This window comes from Commensalibacter sp. M0133, assembly GCF_016101485.1.
In the GTDB taxonomy this organism is placed as follows: domain Bacteria; phylum Pseudomonadota; class Alphaproteobacteria; order Acetobacterales; family Acetobacteraceae; genus Commensalibacter; species Commensalibacter melissae.
On sequence record NZ_JACFQI010000004.1, the window covers coordinates 50998 to 69273 of the forward strand.

17 protein-coding genes and 1 other RNA gene are annotated in these 18276 nt (G+C 35.4%); 8 read left to right on the top strand and 10 right to left on the bottom strand.

All coding sequences use genetic code 11. The features are described from left to right. Positions 1-39 precede the first annotated feature (39 nt). Positions 40-258, top strand: coding sequence for a Trm112 family protein (locus tag H3T46_RS07615; protein WP_155569002.1), 219 nt, complete (start codon positions 40-42; stop codon positions 256-258). A 16-nt stretch (positions 259-274) separates the two neighbouring features. On the opposite strand, the gene H3T46_RS07620 is transcribed toward H3T46_RS07615, so the two are convergent. From H3T46_RS07620 to H3T46_RS07630, 3 genes are all read right to left on the bottom strand, one after another. Next, on the bottom strand, positions 275-1294 hold the full coding sequence (locus tag H3T46_RS07620; protein ID WP_155569001.1) for an aromatic acid exporter family protein: 1020 nt from the start codon (positions 1292-1294) through the stop codon (positions 275-277). A 47-nt stretch (positions 1295-1341) separates the two neighbouring features. After that, a complete protein-coding gene (locus H3T46_RS07625; protein WP_232349969.1) occupies positions 1342-2910 on the bottom strand; it encodes a Do family serine endopeptidase in 1569 nt (522 codons plus the stop codon). A 263-nt stretch (positions 2911-3173) separates the two neighbouring features. Next, entirely contained in the window at positions 3174-4325 is a 1152-nt protein-coding gene (locus tag H3T46_RS07630; protein ID WP_347401012.1) for an OpgC domain-containing protein, read from the bottom strand. Positions 4326-4459: 134 nt separating this feature from the next. On the opposite strand from H3T46_RS07630, the gene H3T46_RS07635 reads away from it, so the two are divergent. Beyond that, complete coding sequence (locus H3T46_RS07635; protein WP_198197027.1) at positions 4460-5629, top strand: Mrp/NBP35 family ATP-binding protein; 1170 nt, start codon at positions 4460-4462, stop codon at positions 5627-5629. A 19-nt stretch (positions 5630-5648) separates the two neighbouring features. Here H3T46_RS07635 and H3T46_RS07640 read toward each other — a convergent pair whose 3' ends face one another. The 5 genes from H3T46_RS07640 to H3T46_RS07660 form a co-directional block, all read right to left on the bottom strand. Then, on the bottom strand, positions 5649-6011 hold the full coding sequence (locus tag H3T46_RS07640) for a hypothetical protein (RefSeq protein ID WP_155569000.1): 363 nt from the start codon (positions 6009-6011) through the stop codon (positions 5649-5651). A gap of 26 nt (positions 6012-6037) precedes the next feature. Beyond that, positions 6038-6178: a hypothetical protein gene (locus H3T46_RS07645; RefSeq protein WP_155565153.1), complete on the bottom strand. Its 141-nt coding sequence runs from the start codon at positions 6176-6178 to the stop codon at positions 6038-6040. Between the two features lie 38 nt (positions 6179-6216). Then, complete coding sequence (gene thyX, locus H3T46_RS07650; RefSeq protein WP_198184773.1) at positions 6217-7140, bottom strand: FAD-dependent thymidylate synthase; 924 nt, start codon at positions 7138-7140, stop codon at positions 6217-6219. Positions 7141-7625: 485 nt separating this feature from the next. Then, positions 7626-7835, bottom strand: a complete 210-nt coding sequence (locus tag H3T46_RS07655; RefSeq protein ID WP_198197026.1) for a hypothetical protein — start codon at positions 7833-7835, stop codon at positions 7626-7628. A 269-nt stretch (positions 7836-8104) separates the two neighbouring features. Continuing rightward, positions 8105-9508, bottom strand: a complete 1404-nt coding sequence (locus H3T46_RS07660) for a hypothetical protein (protein WP_198197025.1) — start codon at positions 9506-9508, stop codon at positions 8105-8107. A gap of 115 nt (positions 9509-9623) precedes the next feature. Between H3T46_RS07660 and ssrA the strand changes: the two genes are divergently transcribed. From ssrA to tgt, 6 genes are all read left to right on the top strand, one after another. Further along, positions 9624-9934, top strand: a transfer-messenger RNA (tmRNA) gene (ssrA, locus tag H3T46_RS07665). 34 nt (positions 9935-9968) lie between these two features. Further along, complete coding sequence (locus H3T46_RS07670; protein ID WP_155566539.1) at positions 9969-10535, top strand: SspB family protein; 567 nt, start codon at positions 9969-9971, stop codon at positions 10533-10535. 350 nt (positions 10536-10885) lie between these two features. Beyond that, positions 10886-12247 (top strand): glycosyltransferase family 39 protein, encoded by a 1362-nt coding sequence (locus H3T46_RS07675; RefSeq protein ID WP_198197024.1) that lies wholly within the window; start codon positions 10886-10888, stop codon positions 12245-12247. Positions 12248-12341: 94 nt separating this feature from the next. Then, a complete protein-coding gene (locus H3T46_RS07680; RefSeq protein ID WP_198197023.1) occupies positions 12342-13757 on the top strand; it encodes a glycosyltransferase family 39 protein in 1416 nt (471 codons plus the stop codon). Between the two features lie 87 nt (positions 13758-13844). Then, a complete protein-coding gene (queA, locus tag H3T46_RS07685; RefSeq protein WP_198197022.1) occupies positions 13845-14897 on the top strand; it encodes a tRNA preQ1(34) S-adenosylmethionine ribosyltransferase-isomerase QueA in 1053 nt (350 codons plus the stop codon). Positions 14898-15318: 421 nt separating this feature from the next. Further along, the gene (gene tgt / locus H3T46_RS07690; RefSeq protein ID WP_198197021.1) at positions 15319-16461 is read left to right on the top strand and encodes a tRNA guanosine(34) transglycosylase Tgt; all 1143 of its coding nucleotides are present in this window, start codon (positions 15319-15321) and stop codon (positions 16459-16461) included. A gap of 113 nt (positions 16462-16574) precedes the next feature. Here tgt and pdxT read toward each other — a convergent pair whose 3' ends face one another. Beyond that, on the bottom strand, positions 16575-17150 hold the full coding sequence (pdxT, locus tag H3T46_RS07695) for a pyridoxal 5'-phosphate synthase glutaminase subunit PdxT (RefSeq protein WP_155567855.1): 576 nt from the start codon (positions 17148-17150) through the stop codon (positions 16575-16577). A gap of 79 nt (positions 17151-17229) precedes the next feature. Further along, positions 17230-18117: a pyridoxal 5'-phosphate synthase lyase subunit PdxS gene (gene pdxS, locus H3T46_RS07700; RefSeq protein WP_198197020.1), complete on the bottom strand. Its 888-nt coding sequence runs from the start codon at positions 18115-18117 to the stop codon at positions 17230-17232. Positions 18118-18276: the final 159 nt, after the last annotated feature.

Consider the following 18276-nt stretch of genomic DNA (forward strand, 5'->3'; position numbering starts at 1 on the left):
TGCCAATAGAATTTATCTGATTCATTAAAGGATAAACAAATGTCTCAAAATACCCCTCCCATTGATCCAAAACTGCTTTCAATCCTTGTCTGTCCTGTGACAAAAGGCCCTCTTATTTATGATCGTGAAGCTGATGAACTGATCAGTTGCAATGCAGGTCTGGCTTATCCAATTAGGGATGGCATACCAATAATGCTTGCCAATGAAGCAAGAACATTAAGCGATGATGAAATCTCAAACTATAAGAAACCAAAATAATATCGTTAAAAGCATTTCATGAGGAAAAGATATCATGACCTCTGCAAAAATCATTACAAAGCGCCTTTAATGTAAATTGAATGATGGAAGGGCAAGATTTTTTAGCCTCTTCCAGCAGTGGATTTAACAAGGAATCAAAATCAACATGAATATCACAGGCATTCGGCAATTTTTTATGTTTGCCGTTGGCCTGCCTTACAGACTGAATCTTAAAAAAATAAAATATTTCTTTTAAGGCATGTTCCAAGGCTTTTTCGGTATTGGGATGTAATTTTTGACCATAAGCCTCCATTGCTCTTGCCACGAAAATACTATCACTTTGCAAACGTCGCAAAATTGGGAATAACTGCACAAGCACAGGATCCGTTTCTTCCAAAACACAGGTAGGCCGTTCTTTACGTGCTTCATCTATATCACTGGCCAATTCGCGAAGTTCTGTAATGATTTCATCATTTTTGGCTTCAACAGCATCCCATGAAATTCCTTCAATCAATACAGCGTGCAATAATTTATATAATTTACTAAAAGCTTCCTTGGCATGTAAAAAGGCATGATATCTAGCCTGAGGTCTCAATATACAATAACTAACCAATAAAGAGGCCAATACACCTACAACAATTGAAAAGATACGATCAAAAGGTCTTTCAAAAATCCCTCCGGGTGAAGGGAATAGAAAAACGACTGCAAGTGTCACAACTCCAAGCCTCATGGTGGGACGCCATGAAACGAACATAACCATCGGAATCATTACGATTGTAAACACTATAATCGGTGACCAGCCACAATAAATCTGCAAGGCAATGGCTATGATCCCTGCAATTCCACCAATCAGAGAACCAATAATTTGATCACGACTGGTCTGAAGAGTTTGAGCGATACGACTTTGCGTCACGATAACAGCTGTAATTAAAGCCCAATAAGGTTCGTTCAATTTACATAGATGTGCAAGTAGACTTGCTGTTGCTACAGATAATAATAACCGAACACTTTGAATAACAGCGGGATATAAATTCAGCCTTTTAATTCCAAACCTCATTTATACCTTGCTCGATTAACCGTAAATCCTGGAATTCATGATCAGAATTATCGTTTATGATCGCTTTTGTTTCTTTCGGAAACGAACGGGACTGCAACCCAATGCATAACGGAACCGCTTTGAACCAGCAAAAGCATTGAAGTGGGATTCCTGTTTTCTTTTTTTGCACTTGTGATTGCCTGTTGAAGCATATCAACATCATTTACAGTTTTAGTATTTGTTCCCACAATTACATCTCCAGGCTTTAAACGCTGCATCAAATTTTTCTCTTTATGATGTACGGTGGTCACTACAACGCCCTGCTGTTTTTCTGCCAGATTATATTTCTGTCTTAGTAAATTCGTTATCGTACTGACCGTAATATTCAGATCTTTAATTACTAATACCCTTGCCTTTTCATCCTGAATATCACTCTCCTTACTTTCCTCATTTTCTTCAAGATTTTGTATCCCTATGGGTAAATCAACAACTTTTCCCCGTCTTATAACTGTTAAATTAATTTGTGAATGAATGGGAGCGGCAGCAACCATCCTTGGCATTGTGTGGGCTGTAACAACCTGGCTATTTATTTTTTCTATGATATCGCCAGATTTTAATCCAGCTTTATCAGCAGGGCTACCCTTCTCAATTTTTACAACCAAGGCTCCCTGAAACGGTTTTACATTCAGGCTACTCGCTATACTTTCATTAATTTCCTGAATACGAACACCAATCCATCCACGAGTCACCTTGCCGTTTACACGAAGCTGATTGATAATATCCCTTGCCTCATTGGCAGGTATGGCGAAAGCAATGCCTATTGACCCTCCAGAAGGTGAAAAAATAGCTGTATTAATGCCTATGACCTCTCCTTTGATGTTAAATAAGGGACCTCCGGAATTTCCCTTGTTGATTGGGGCATCTGTCTGAATAAAATCGTCATATGGCCCCTGCTCTATATCCCTTCCCCTTGATGAAATAATACCGAATGTCACGGTTCCAGATAAACCATATGGGTTACCAATTGCCAAAACCCAGTCACCTATCCTTGAATAATCACTATTGCCAAAATGCGCAATGGTTAATGGTTCTTTCACATTAATCTTAAGTAAGGCAATATCTGTTCTTTCGTCATATCCCTTCAATACCGCTTTAACCGTCCGATTGTCCTGTAAAGTTATCAAAATCTGGTCGGCATCTTTAATAACATGATAATTTGTAACGATAAGACCTGATGAATCAATAATGAAACCAGAACCCAACGCCTGAAGATGATCCATACCGTCATCAGGACCACTCTTGCCATTCATATAGTTTTGAAAGAATTTTTCGAAAGGGGAATCTGGATCAGAAGCGGTATCCTCCGTATTGTCATCATCTTCATCGTCATGCTGCCCCGGTTTAAGAACTCGACTGGTTGAGATATTAACCACCGTCGGCAATAATTTTTCGGCAACATTTGCAAAACTACCAGAAGAACATCGAGAACTAAATTTATCTAGCCAAGTTAAACGACCTATAAAAGGTAAATTAACAGCAGGTTGAGCTTGCAACCGATGAGTTGAAACAAAACCGAATATCCCCATGGTAAGGATCAAACAACGTGTCAAATCCCCTTGAAAAAGATTTTTTGACATACTTATTCTTTATTCATTAAAAATAATAACAGCATTATTACAGGTTACTTCATGCGCAAACTTATCTCTTTTCTAAAAATCATGTAGAGATCAAATAACTGAATTAATTTAACCATAAAATTCATTAAAATAAATATAAATCTATCTAAAATCATGATTTTATGGTTACACTGTTTTAAAATTCTAACATCTTAGACATGAATTCATGATAAGCTTATTTCTGAATAAATCCTGATTTTTGAAATTATTGAACTTTAATAATATTATTGGGATCTTAGATTGATAGTTCTTAATCGTTGTCTTTTTTTATCAAGATATAAAGACAGGAGATAAAGAATATATATTGCGATACAATTTATACCTAGCTGCAAAAATACTGATTGTCCCCAGCTAGCGAACATCAAACGCCCCCATAGATCAAAAACCGTACTCAAGGAAAAAACCTCCAGCGAATGTCGACCATATAAAGCCAAAAGCTGCCCAATTTTATTTTCGGAAAAATGTTTGGTCCATTTTGAAGATTGAACAAGATAAAATATTGCGATAACGTCCATCAATCGCAATGGTGAAAGATAAGCCTTTGCAGGAGTATGCAGTTCTATCAATCTCAAATCGGGTAATCCCCAATATCCCCATGGAAACGCTTCTAGGAAAGAAAAGATTAAATAAGCGATAGCAAGTCCCTGTAACCATATAAAATATGGAAAATCACCTTCATGCTTACCTGCGAGAATAGAACCATAAACCCCAAGCGTGAATAAAAACTGCCATGCTAAAGGGTTAAAAAACCAACCATCAGGATCGAGCCAGTTAGGAAAATTGAACCATGGATCAAGATTAACCCAACTCCATAGCAAAAAACTTATTCCCAACGCCAACCACCAACGATATTTCATGATTAAATAAAGGATGGGAAAAAAGGCGAGTAAAATGATATAGAGTGGCAAAATATTCAAATTACTTGGCAATGCATCCAGAAGTAACAACCGCCAGAATACTCTTAAGATACTGTGACCATGCGCCAATTCAGGCTCTAAAAAATCAACTGGCAGTATCCATATCCGACGCCACTGATAAATGCTGAATAATGTAATTAATACCAAGCCTATCTGAAAAAGATAAATTTTCCAGCAACGTGCAAAAATCCTTTTGCAAATTTTCCAAAACCCGTCAAGCGGAATCCTTCTTCCATATGCAAGCCAGGAAGCATATCCAGCTAATAATACGAAAATTTCTGCTGCATCGGCAAACCCTACATTCCGCATGGTAAAACGATTTAGAAGATTTTCAGGAATATGGTCAATATACATCATGATCAGCGCCAATCCACGCAAAGCATCGATACGATGATCCCTTTTTGATTTTTTTTGCTGTTTGATCAGAACTTTATTCCTTAACGATTCTTTCCAATTTATTCTACATTTTCTTTCTAAATAAAATGAAGAAAATTAGTTTCAGAGCTTCATTACAACTTTACAAATCTGTTATATACTTTTTAAAATAAACTTGATAATTACATTTTTTAATGATTGTTTCTTCAAGGTTTTACATGAATAACCCTATTTCAATTAACCGGCAAAAAGTCAAAGAGGCTTTGAAAGATTTTACGCTTCCATGGTCTCCCCATATTCGGTTGCTAGACACTGATTTGATTGAAACGCTTCATATTGAAAACCAAAAAATACATATAACGTTAAAAGTCCCCAATGTCGATCCCACTCAAGTGGAACCATTACGGGCAAAAATCGAACACCATTTAAGTCAGCTTAAAAATGTGGAACAAGCCCGTGTTTTTATGAATGCAATTTCTTCCGGCTTACATGATCCAACCATATCAAAACGCTTGGTATTCCCACCCAAACAAACCGGTCATACCAAATCAGATACAACTTCAATAAAAGCAAATAATATAAAAAATGCCAAACCCATTGAAGCTCTCAATTCGGTTAAATGTGTCATTGCAATCGCTTCAGGAAAAGGAGGTGTTGGAAAATCCTCAACAACTGTCAATCTTGCGATTGCCTTGTCCCAAAAAGGATTAAAGGTTGGCATCATGGACGCTGATATCTATGGCCCTTCCATTCCACATATGCTTGATCTAAAAGGCAAGGTAGAAGTAAGAGACCACAAACTGATCCCAATGACGGCATGGGGTATTTCAGCAATTTCCATTGGCATGCTGGTTCCCACGAATCAGGCGGTTATATGGCGGGGACCCATGGTAATGGGGGCGGTCAAACAACTGTTGTCAGACGTAAAATGGGGAGAGTTGGATATCATGTTGATTGATATGCCTCCTGGAACGGGTGATGTTCAAATTACCCTTGGCCAATCCATTAAATTAGATGGTGCGATAATGGTTTCCACACCTCAGGATATTGCTTTATTGGATGCCAAAAGAGGTATTTCTCTTTTTCAGAAAACGCGAACCCCTATATTGGGTATCATTGAAAATATGTCTTATTTTCTTTGCCCTCGTTGTCAGGAAAAAACCTATATATTTGGACAGGATGGTGTTAAAAAAGAAGCCAAAGCTTTGAATATACCTTTTTTGGGGGAAATACCTATTTTACCTGCGATCCGTACGGCATCAGATGAGGGAATTCCCATAACCGTTCAACAACCTGATGGCCCAGAAAGTCAAGCCTACCATGCTATTGCAGATTTAATTTATCCCGCCATTTGTAAAACAGGACTTGCAAATAGCAAAAATTCCTAAAAACCCTGTCACCCCGAATCTATTTCTCTAAAGAAGATCCAGGACCTGCCAAAACATAACAAACCTTATTTTTTGGCATATACCGACATAAAGGTCCCTGCTTTCCGTTTTTTCCTAAAATTCCAAATTCAAAAATCAACCCCAAAACCAAAACGAAAGTACAGGCAATATACCAAGGACGTAAAGTGGCAAATTCAATTTTTTGATTTGGATCTAGAGGTTTAATGTCAGAATCAAGATTTGAAGGTTGGGTAAAAAAACTTTCTCCCATTGATTCAGATGACGAATGGACGGATTCACCAGGTAATTCATACTCATATTCATCGACAGGAAGATTCTTTTTATCTTTATAATCCATAATGAAATTTTCAACTACTTTCATATTTATAATCAAATATTTACCATAGTTCATTTTTTCTTTGTATAAAAAGTCTCATGTAGATACTGATTATCCGCATCCAGATTACGTCCAAAAGGAAGAAACCACATCGCTGCAACAATGCCGATAAATAAAATGATAATACCAGCAACATATAAAAGTTTTTCCATTTTCAATCTTTCCAAGAGATTTTATATACACATTAACTCTAGGATTTGTAATGATCCAGAATCTGCATCATTTCTGTCCATTCACGTTTGCTTAATCCACTGTCAGCTTGATCAACAGATTGTCCATTTAACAACTTGCCAATAACACTCATCATGGTCGAGGAAAAAGTTACAGCCCCTTTGCGATAATCTTCAAATGCCTCACAAGCCAGAGGAACCCATGCCCGAACCGTTTTCAGCATTACTTCGGCATAAACACGGATTTCATATTGTGCATGCGAGTCAATTCTTAGCTGCAAGAAATGAAATAAATTATGTAAGTTAACCTTCCAGTACCATTGACTATAACTGTTCAAGGTCAAGTTCATTCTGGCAAGCTCACGAGCCAGCCCAAAACCATTTTCTTCAGGAGTACGAAGCATTTTTTCATAATCATCATAGCATTTTTGCGCATCATTACGTAAAAGCGATAAAACTGCCTCTGATTGGTCAGCAGAAAGAACTTCTCCACGACCTTGATGATTAACCTTACTTTGCATTGCCAATACGCGAGGTTCGGGAATATAGAATTCTCTATCCATTATTGAATATCGGGCCGAATATTCATTCACGCTGGCCGTACGATGACGAATCCATTGTCGTGCTACAAAAATTGGTAATTTAACATGAAACTTAATTTCACACATTTCAAAAGGGGTTGTGTGATAATGACGCATTAAATATCGAATCAAACCACGGTCTTCCGATACTTTTTTTGTACCGGTTCCATATGAAACTCGGGCTGCCTGAACAATTGCAGAATCATTACCCATATAATCGACAACCCTGACAAATCCATGATCCAGTACAGGAAAAGCTTGATAAAGCATTTCTTCCAAACCTGGTGAAATTGGCCGTTTTGTATAAAGTTGCTGACTTGACTGCGCTTTAATATCTGCCTGTTGTTCTTCTGTAAGTGCCATAATAATCTATTTACTCATTTTAAGTACGACTAAGAAATTATTTATAAACCAGTATAAAACTATTTTCCTAAAATATATGATTTTAATGGTTTTTAACAGTCATGATTTGCATATTCCCCTCGTTAGCTATTTAAAAAAATCAAGAAAACTGCTTTTAAACAAATCATTAACTTTTACACCCTGTCCAAAATCAGCTGATATTTTTCATTTCATTATGTGGATCCCTAAAGATTTTGGCAAACTCTGACAAAAATGATAATCAAGAGTAAAATTTTTTCCCTGTTGGGAAGATTCAAGATTAATAAATTTTATCGATCATATCCGTTCTGGAAAGATTAGATTTGTATTCTCTCTCCCTTAGGAATTGCTCTTTTAAACCGGAATCTATAATAAATAGTTCTCCGGATTTTAAAATTAATCGATTATATAAAATATCCATATCAAAATTTTGCGGCTTTAAATTCAAACCCGATAAACAGGACAGATCAATGTGGACAAAATTTTTTCCGAAATATATAGCGGGCTTCATTAGTAAAAAATGACTGATTATCATCATATGAAAAATCAGCCGTAATTGAATGATAGCCTGTTTTATATAAAAAATTGGCTATACTTCCCAAAATAATTCTTGTACCGTTTCCCATACCCTCTGTTCTCAAATAGTTAATATGAATTTGATACCCTGATTTTTCCATCTTTATTCCATTCAATATCTTTGGCAACAAGTTTGGCTACTTTCCTGCAATCCGTGTCAGGGCATTATGCGTGTATTCTAATATGAACAGGACCCCCCCTATAACTTATATTATATAAATTCAGTCCTATAATAAATAAAAAGCAAAACAAATAGAGAGAAAAATACTTTTTTCAATTTATTCATTTTGCACATCTTGAAAATGTAATTTATGTAAGTTTATTCAATCCAGCCGAATAAATTCATGAATTTATTTTATAAAATCCATTATTAATGCTTAGAATCACTGTGAACCTTAATATTCAAATGATCAATTATCTGACTGGCATTATATGAAGTTAGATCTAAAAATGAATAAGGTTTGTCTGGATTAACCTCAATTGTAAGCTCATGATCCGGATGATAAATAACATCAATGACAGCATTTCCAGCTTGTTTAGACAATTCCGGAAAATCTCTATCGGGTTTCTGTAAATCCTCAATCCATTCTTGCTTAATCTGATCAACGGATTCATTCTTTTCACGGCTTTTAAGATCAGCCAAATGTTGTATTAATCCATCATCACGAAAATGCATTGTAAAGGATACAATCTTATAATCATTTATCATTGCCATTTCATTATTTGCTGATGGTTTTTCCGGACCTTTTACACGAGCATTAATTTTTACATTCCCAATATTATTTGCACCAATCTGGAACGGTTCAAGATTCCATTCTTGCAGATCATAATGATACTGCGCGGACAAATTCCCGAAAATATTTAGTTGATCATAACCATATTGCTTTAAAGCGTACAGTCTTGGATCACTATCGGTTTGTAATTGTAAGTTATCGAATTTATTACCTCTAAACAAACGGTTTTTTCCATCTTTTTCTGTCGAAATTTGCATGTCACCAAGCTGATATCGTGCAGCATCAATTTTTAATTCGACATTTTTAATATGAAAAAGTTTAGGTTCGTCACTTGCAAATTCAAATGTTTTTCCATTTTCAATATTTTGGAAAAATTTAGCAAAACTCAAATCCTTAATCTGAAGTGATTGAATATTGAAATAATTGTCCCGATTATTAACTTTATCATAATAACGGAAATCATTCAAAGTTTGGTCGGATTTTCGATCTAATCCATAATTTTTGATTTGATATTGAGCTATTGCTATCTTTTCCGATCCAGAAGATAATTTCATTGTAATATTCTTCAGATTTAACAAATCAAATTTTGCCTTTGAAAAATAAACACTCTTGATTTTTCCAGATGCATCGATGTCAAGCAAATCCTTTCTGGGAACAAAATTGTTTAAATCAATATGATCAACGTGAATCTGCCCGTTATTCATCATCAAGTCACTATCAATTTTTGTCTCAAAATTATCAATTGTAGCGCTCATCAATCCATTACGTGAACCAGATTTGATATTCAATTTATCCATTGTATATAATTGCCCAGACTGGCCTTTGATCTTCACTTTTTCCAAAATGGCACTACGTGTGAATACATTGGTTACACTGCGATCATAAACAATAGAAGAACCCAGAAAGGATTGCTCCAACATTTTAATTCCCGCATCAAGACGATTGTGTAGCTGATGCTGAAGATAAATATATCCACCTCCAAGACTTGAACCTAGTACAAGAATGGCTGCGGTTGTTCCAAAGATTACTGATTTTTTCATTGCTTATTTCCTGTTAAGATTATTACGGAAAATTATAAAGAAATAATAAGTAAAAACAATTGGAAATTAATTACGGTTACCCAGAAATTTAATTTGGATCAAAAAAAATTAATTTCCCCTTTTTTTATTAGTGAAATATTATTATATTAAAATTGTTGGTTTACCCAACTATGGCAATAAACGGTATATGAAATAGGCGTAGTGGACCCGGGGGCGGTACCCGGCGTCTCCACCATAAAGCTTATGGGGACGAAACAGGATCGACACGCGTAGTAAAGATATATTTTTTGCTCGGTATTGTACCACCGTTATCGGACTGTTTTTTACAAATGCCAACGATAATTTCGAGGCACACGCTATCGCGGCCTAATAAGCCAATGTGACAAGCGCGGCTTGAAGGGTGCCGGGCAACAGAAACCCTTCACTTTAGATTATTGATTTTATAGTTAAAGTTTAGACAATGACCAATTCAGATAATTCAGGTTCTAACGAAAACCCTCCTTCCCTTTTACCATATAATGAATGGATTGAAGCTGCCTATCGTGAGGTCATGTTAAAAGCTCTGGAATCAGTTGCAAAAGATGGACTGCCTGGGAGTCATAATTTCTATATCCAGTTTAAAACCGACTATCCTGATGTGATTATTCCACCCCAACTTAAAGAAAAATATCCAGAAGAAATGACGATTGTTTTACAACATCAATTTTGGGATCTGAAAATCAACAGAATTAAACAGCAAATGTCTGTTGGTCTTTCATTTGGCGGGGTTGGGAGTATATTGATTATTCCGTTCGGATCTATTATTGGGTTTGCAGATCCGTTTGTTAATCTAGCATTTAATTTTCAGCCTATTCCCTCTAGTCTAACCGTGATTCAATCTGAAGAAAAGACACCTGTTCAAACACTCCGTACAGTTACAAATAATATGGAAGAATTAAAAGATGCTAAACCTTCTAAGGAAAGTAACGCATCGAAAGAGAAATCACAGGTTATAAGTTTAGATGCTTTTAGAAAAAAAACCGATTAAATTTTATAATATAATATCAAATGATAAATAGTTTAACAAAACCAAAAGTTTAATTGGTAATAAACCGTATTGTGCTATAAAAAATATTTTAGTTGATTAGACTATTAATCCTACTATCATGCTTCGTAGTTTCTAATATAATTTAAATATTTAAATTATATTCCTTCACAATAACAAATAAACTGCAAGTCTTTATATTCATTATAAATTTATTATTATATAGAATTTTATTGTATAATATTCATTGACTCCCAATCATTTTAATATAAAAAAATTATTTTTAATTTATAAATATTTTAAACATGTTAATAATCATAAAGAATTTTTGGAATATTTTATTAATAGCCTTAATGGGTCTATTTATTTTTATTCTATTCTTTCATATCAACCAAATCCCTTTTGCCAGTTCTGATGAAAGCCGACACGGCGTCAGTGCTTTGGAAATGATCTACAATCATAATTATATTATAAACAGTTGGGCTGGCCAACCCGACATGTGGAATTTAAAACCTATTTTAAGTTTTCTGCCAACTTGTCTAATGATTTTACTTTTTGGCAAATCAATTCTAGCAATCCGTCTTTTTTCTCTTTTATGTGCAATATTTTTATGTAATCTTGTCTGTTATTATACAATTAAAAAATATAATATTTACACAGCCATTCTTTTTATTTCACTTCTATTTACAACCTCACTTTTAATTCGTAACCATGCTTTCAGAAGCGGTGACATTGATTCATTTTTTATCCTTTGTCAAATTATCGCAACATTATCATTAGCAACAAAGTATGATCATTTTCATATTACTCTGGCCGCTTTTTTTTCATCGTTAGCTTTTCTAGCAAAAAGTTGGCATGCTCTTTTCCTGGGCTTACCCTTTTTAATTTCCTATGGTTATCTAATTAAAAGCCATCGATTCAATATAAAAGCTATTTTATATCCTGTCATTTGTTTTAGTTTGCCCATATTAATATGGCTTGGCATACGTTATCAATATGATGGTTTTGCTTTTATCAAAGAAATGGTGCGTTATGATTTAATAAAACGCTCCTCCCATATGATTGAAAATCATATTCATAGCTGGAATTATTTTATAAAAATTTTATTCAATAATTTTGGCCTCATTTTTTTAACATTTATATTTTCCATATTTTATAGTTACAAATATAGGAAAAAACATTTTTTAACTTATGATATCATCATTTATTTATCAGCCATTTTGAGTAGTCTGCTGATTTACAGTATGGCTAAAACAAAACTTTACCATTATGGCTATACGCATATTATATTAATCTGTCTGGTCACAAGTATTTTGATTGGTCGAGACATTAATAAATATACCCGATATTTTATTATTATTCTAAGTTTTATAGCAGTTATTTTTGCATTTACCAATCTACATAAAATCTCTTCAATACATTTGCCAGACTATTATTATCAACTACAAAAAAATGCCTATCCAAAATATAATACCTTATATGTACCACAACATATAGAACAGAATGAACGTTTAGCTATCATGGTATTTGGCAATTTCAATTATGATAAAATCAAATATGGAAAACCCATATCAAAAGCACTGGTTTTTTATCGTGATCAAGGCAATGACAATTCCAATATCAATCGATGTCATCCCGTAACTGAAAAAGTAACAGAATTAAAAAATAAACATGATCAGAACGAAATATCTTTATTTTCTTGTAAAAATTTATAAATTAACATTTTAACACTCATTCAAACCCTATATTTTCTAACGAAATAATTGATTATGAATAAAAACCTGTTTTTATAATGATGACTGAATAATTATGTTTTTATTAACAAGAAAAAATTTTTTTATTATTCTATTGTTTATACTTCTTGCAGTTTTCTATTACACCCTTTTCTATCACATAAATCTTACCCATTTCGATAGCTGGGACGAAAGCCGTCATGCAGTCAGTTCAATTGAAATGAATATCAATAAAAACTGGATTATCAACACATGGATGAATAAAACTGATATGTGGAATTTAAAGCCCATACTCAGCTTTTTACCAACTTGTATTATCATTTCTTTATTTGGGAAATCCATTTTAACAGTACGATTATTTTCAATAGTCTCAACAATACTGCTTTGCAGTATTGTCTGTTATTACACATATAAAAAATATAATATAATCAGCTCCATTCTTTTTTTATCCCTAATATTTACTGCATCCCTGATAATCAAAACCCACGGTTTCCGTTCTGGAGACGCGGATGCTTTTTATATATTTTGCCAAGTTATGGTTGTAATCGCCCTAGCAAGTAAAAATGATACCCGACATATTGCACTTGCGGCTTTTTTTTCTGCCTTGGCTTTTTTAACAAAAAGCTGGCATGCTCTTTTTATGGCTATTCCCTATTTTATTGCTTACGGTTATTTATTCAAAAACAAACAGCTTTCAATAAAATCATTTACCTTTCCCATAATCGTTTTTTTTTCACCTATTTTAATCTGGCTAGCATTACGTTATCCCTATGACAAGTTCGATTTTATCAAGGAAATGTACCGCTATGACCTTATAGCCAGAGCCTCTGACCGTATTACAGGTCATTACCATTCCATCTGGTATTTTTTTAATCAGCTTGTGGACCATTTTAGTCTGATCACCATAATTTTCATTTTCGCCTTGATTTATTCTTTTTCATTTAGAAAATGGAAAATGTTTTCATATGATATTTTAATTATTCTTTCTGCAATCCTGTCAAGTTTTCTGATCTTCAGTCTCGCCAAAACAAGACTGGCCCATTACAGTTATACCCATATAATTTTGATCTGTATCATCAGTGCCATTTTAATTGGGCGTGATGTTAATTATTATACAAAATTACTAACCTTATTATTAGCAATCATTGCATTAATCTATAATATGAATACCTTGCATCAATTTTCGAAAAATAAGTTACCTGCCTATTACGATCAATTACAAAAAAACGCTTTCCCTCTAACCAGCGCCATTTTCACGCCACATGAGATAACACAGGCGGAAAGATTATCCTTTATGGTTATGGGTAATTTTAATAATGATACGATTAAACAAGGGAAACCAGTAAAGAATTCATTGGCTTATTATCGCGTTGGAGCAAAAGATAATCCCGATGTGACAGGATGCCGTATTTTAACTGAAGAAAAAACATTAAATGATATACGTTATGAAGACGATACAGTTCGTTTGTATACTTGCCAAGAGGACCAATAATTCTTATCTCTTGATCTTTCTAACCGATATATACATTTAATAAATGTATATTCTCAACATTTTTTAATGGCCCAATCATAATAATCCATGACTGATCTTACTGCAGATTTTGATTTCAAGCTTCCTGAACATTGCATTGCCCAGCATCCGGCCCGTCCCAGAGAGGCTGCCAAACTTCTTTACATTCCATCAAAATCGGGGAAATTTCAGGATAAAACAATACGGGATTTACCCTGTTATTTTCAAAAGGGTGATATCTTGATTGCCAATGATACAAAGGTCATTCCCGCCAAATTATTCGCACAAAGGGGTGTGGCTCACATTGGGATTACACTTGATCGACCGATGGGAGATGGTACTTGGCATGTATTGATCAAAAACAGTAAACGTTTAAAGGAACAAGACCGCCTTGATTTTCCAGATAAAAAATGTTTTGCCACAGTGGTAAAACTTGAAGCAGGTGGTGGTGCGTTTATCCGTTTTAATCTTGAGGGTAATGAATTTGATAAATGGCTTAATACATCTGGTCAATTGGCGCTACCTCCCTATATTCGTCGTCCCTATGGACCAACTGAAAGGGATGAGCTGGATTATTACACAATATTTTCACAAAATCCTGGTGCAGTTGCCGCTCCTACAGCCGGATTGCATTTTACAGAAGAATTATTAACCCAGCTTGATCATAAAGGTGTTGAACGGCTGGCCCTTACTCTACATGTGGGTGCTGGAACATTTTTACCAGTGCGAAGTGAAAACATCAATGATCACCATATGCATGCAGAATATGGCGTGCTCAGTCCAGAAAACGCTGAACGATTGAATCAAGCTAAAGTTGAAAAAAGACGTATTATCGCGGTGGGAACAACAACCTTGCGATTATTGGAAAGTGCCATTGATCGACAAGGAATATTTCACCCTTTTCAACAGGAAACATCCATTTTTATACGTCCGGGTCATCAATTCAGATCCATCGATATTTTGATGACTAATTTTCATTTACCCAGATCCACATTATTTATGCTGGTTTGCGCTTTTGGTGGAACAGAAAAAATGCGTCAAGCCTATGAACATGCTATTCGAAACAATTATCGTTTTTATTCTTACGGGGATGCATGTATTATCGAAAAAGAATTTTTATAATAAACAAAATATTTTAATTTCCAGGGTTATAACAACCCTGTCATTTTAAATGAATGAAAGATTTTCAGATTTCATGCAAGATAAATTATCACAGGGATTTTTCTAGATAGAACCAACAACAGCCATATCTTCTGCAATACTTTGATTTATTACTGAATGAATATTAACTATATTAAATGCCTATCTCTAAATACAATATTTATCAATTATAATGTTAAAATATTCAGGTTTTTCGAAAACTTGTAAGAATTTCAAAGAATATAATCTACTTTATTTATCATTTTATTAATGATCACTATCCCCCAGATCATGATAAATTTTCAATATCCATGATAATTAGATAATTTTTTAATCTTCCTTTTCATAGAATAAATTTATATAACATCAATAAATTGACCTTTTTTAATTTGACACATCAATCATGACATCGTTAAAATTCCATTGGACACAACAAGCTCAAGATCATAAAGCCCGTGCGGGAATATTACATACCGCTCATGGCGACGTAATCACGCCAACCTTCATGCCTGTAGGAACAGTGGGAACAGTCAAAGCCATGACCATGGATGCTGTCCGTTCAACCGGAGCGGGAATAGTATTGGGAAACACCTATCATCTGATGCTTCGTCCAGGGGCGGAACTGATTCATGAACTGGGTGGATTACACAAATTTATGGATTGGTCTGGACCTATTTTAACGGATTCTGGCGGGTTTCAGGTGATGTCTCTGGGGGCCTTACGTAAACTGAACGAGGAAGGTGTTACCTTTCGTTCTCATATTGACGGATCCACATATAAATTGACACCAGAATCCTCGACGGATATTCAATATCTGCTTGATGCCACCATAACCATGTGTTTTGATGAATGTCCTGCACTTCCAGCCAGTCATGATACCATTGCCAGCTCAATGCGTATGTCGATGCGTTGGGCGGAACGGTCAAGAAAACGCTTCAAGACAAGACCTGGTTATGCTCAATTCGGCATTGTTCAGGGAGGTATTGAACCCGATTTAAGGATTGAAAGCGCGGAGGCATTAAACAAAATAGGATTTGAAGGTTATGCAATTGGCGGACTTGCTGTTGGTGAACCCCAAGAACAAATGTTTGAAACCCTTGATGTGACTGTTCCCTATCTTCCATCAGACAAACCTCGTTATCTAATGGGTGTGGGAACGCCACAGGATATGTTGGGATCAGTTATGCGGGGGGTTGACATGTTCGATTGTGTCATGCCAACAAGAGCGGGAAGAACCGGTCGTGCCTATACAAGCCGTGGAACATTTAATATGAAAAACGCCTGTCACATTCATGATCGGCGACCTATTGATCCAGAATGTGATTGCCTCGCCTGTTCAAAACACAGTCGTGCCTATATCCATCATCTTTTCCGCAGCAAGGAAATCCTTGGAGCAATGTTGCTAACCTGGCATAATCTTGCCTATTACCAAAGGCTAATGCGAATTATACACCAGGCTATCTTGGATCAAAATTTAGAAGAAAAAGCGACAGAATTGCATAATGACTGGAATAAAGGCGATTGGAAACTGGATGAATGGAATTAAATTTATTTTAACAAATAAAACAGTTTCATATAAATAAGCCAATATCAATAATTTATTATGATATTGGCTAAATTTTTTAAAAATTTGTAATTAATAAATGATTTTTTCAAGAATTAATCCGGAATTTTATCCATAAAATAACGCATTACATGATTATCATCAGTCAATTCGGGGTGAAAAGAACAAACTAGAATATTCCCCTGTTCCGCCATAACGATTTTTTTATCATATTCCGCCAGGACATTTACATCTTCACCAACTGAAGCAATATAAGGGGCGCGAATAAAAACGGAAGGAATATTTTTTCCTATATTCCTTATATCCAAATCAACTTCAAAACTGTCAATCTGACGACCGAAACCATTACGTGTTACGTCAATGTCGATCAAATTTAAAGGTTTTAATTTCTCTCCACCATCTGTAATAGAGGAACCACACAAAATTAGGCCTGCACAAGTACCAAAAACCGGATTTTTTCTTGCAAAATCACGTATTGGTTCATAAAGTCCAACTTCTTGTATCAAACGGCTGATTGCTGTTGATTCACCACCAGGTATAATCAATCCCTTCACCCGCTTAAGATCTTCTGCTGTTTTGATCTCAATTCCCAAAGCACCCAATCCCTGCAACTGGGCAATATGCTCACTCACTGCTCCTTGTAACGCAAGAACCCCAATTTTTTTATGCATAATGGTTCATATATACCTTTTTGATCAACATTATAAAAATTTCATAAAGGGGAAATTTAAATTTCCCCCTTCCCAAAATCTAGTGGGACCGTTCTTGCATTCGTTCATCCACTGATAATTTGCTCATTTCAATACCCTTCATTGGCACACCCAACCCCTTGGATAATTCGGCAATCAATCTGTAATCTTCATAATGAGTTGTTGCCTGAACAATTGCACGGGCAAATTTTTCGGGATTTTCTGATTTGAAGATACCGGATCCAACAAAAACGCCATCAGCACCCAATGACATCATCAAGGCCGCATCCGCAGGTGTTGCCACACCGCCCGCAGCAAAATTTACAACAGGTAATTTGCCAAGTTGTTTGACCTGTTTAATCAATTCATAAGGTGTACCAAGATCACGTGCATATACCATCAATTCATCGTCTTTCAATCCCATTACATGATGAATTTGTGACTGAACCTTGCGCATATGACGTACAGCTTCAACAATATTACCTGTGCCCGGTTCCCCCTTGGTTCTTAACATAGAGGCACCCTCTCCGATACGGCGCAACGCTTCACCTAAATCACGGCATCCACACACAAAAGGCACTGTATATTCACTTTTCAGCAAATGATATTCATTATCTGCAGGTGTAAGAACCTCGCTTTCATCAATATAATCAACACCCATTGCTTCAAGTACGCGAGCTTCGGCAATGTGACCAATCCGGGCTTTTGCCATTACAGGAATAGTCACCGCTTTCATAACAGCCTCGACAATAGTTGGATCAGCCATACGAGCCACCCCTCCAGCAGCACGGATATCAGAAGGAACCCGTTCCAGAGCCATCACGGCAACTGCACCCGCTGCTTCTGCTACCTTTGCCTGTTCTGCATTCACAACATCCATAATGACCCCACCCTTTTGCATTTGGGCCATACCACGTTTTACTCTTTCAGATCCTACTTTTTTATTCATTAATATATTCTCCGGTTTAAATTAAGATTATCATGCATAAACATTCAGGGAATTAAAACATCCAATTGGTATGATTCAAACCCATCCAATTTATATATAATCATTAAATTTATAAGCTCACTTGAAAATTGCCATGACTAATAACCAATGCCGGATCAA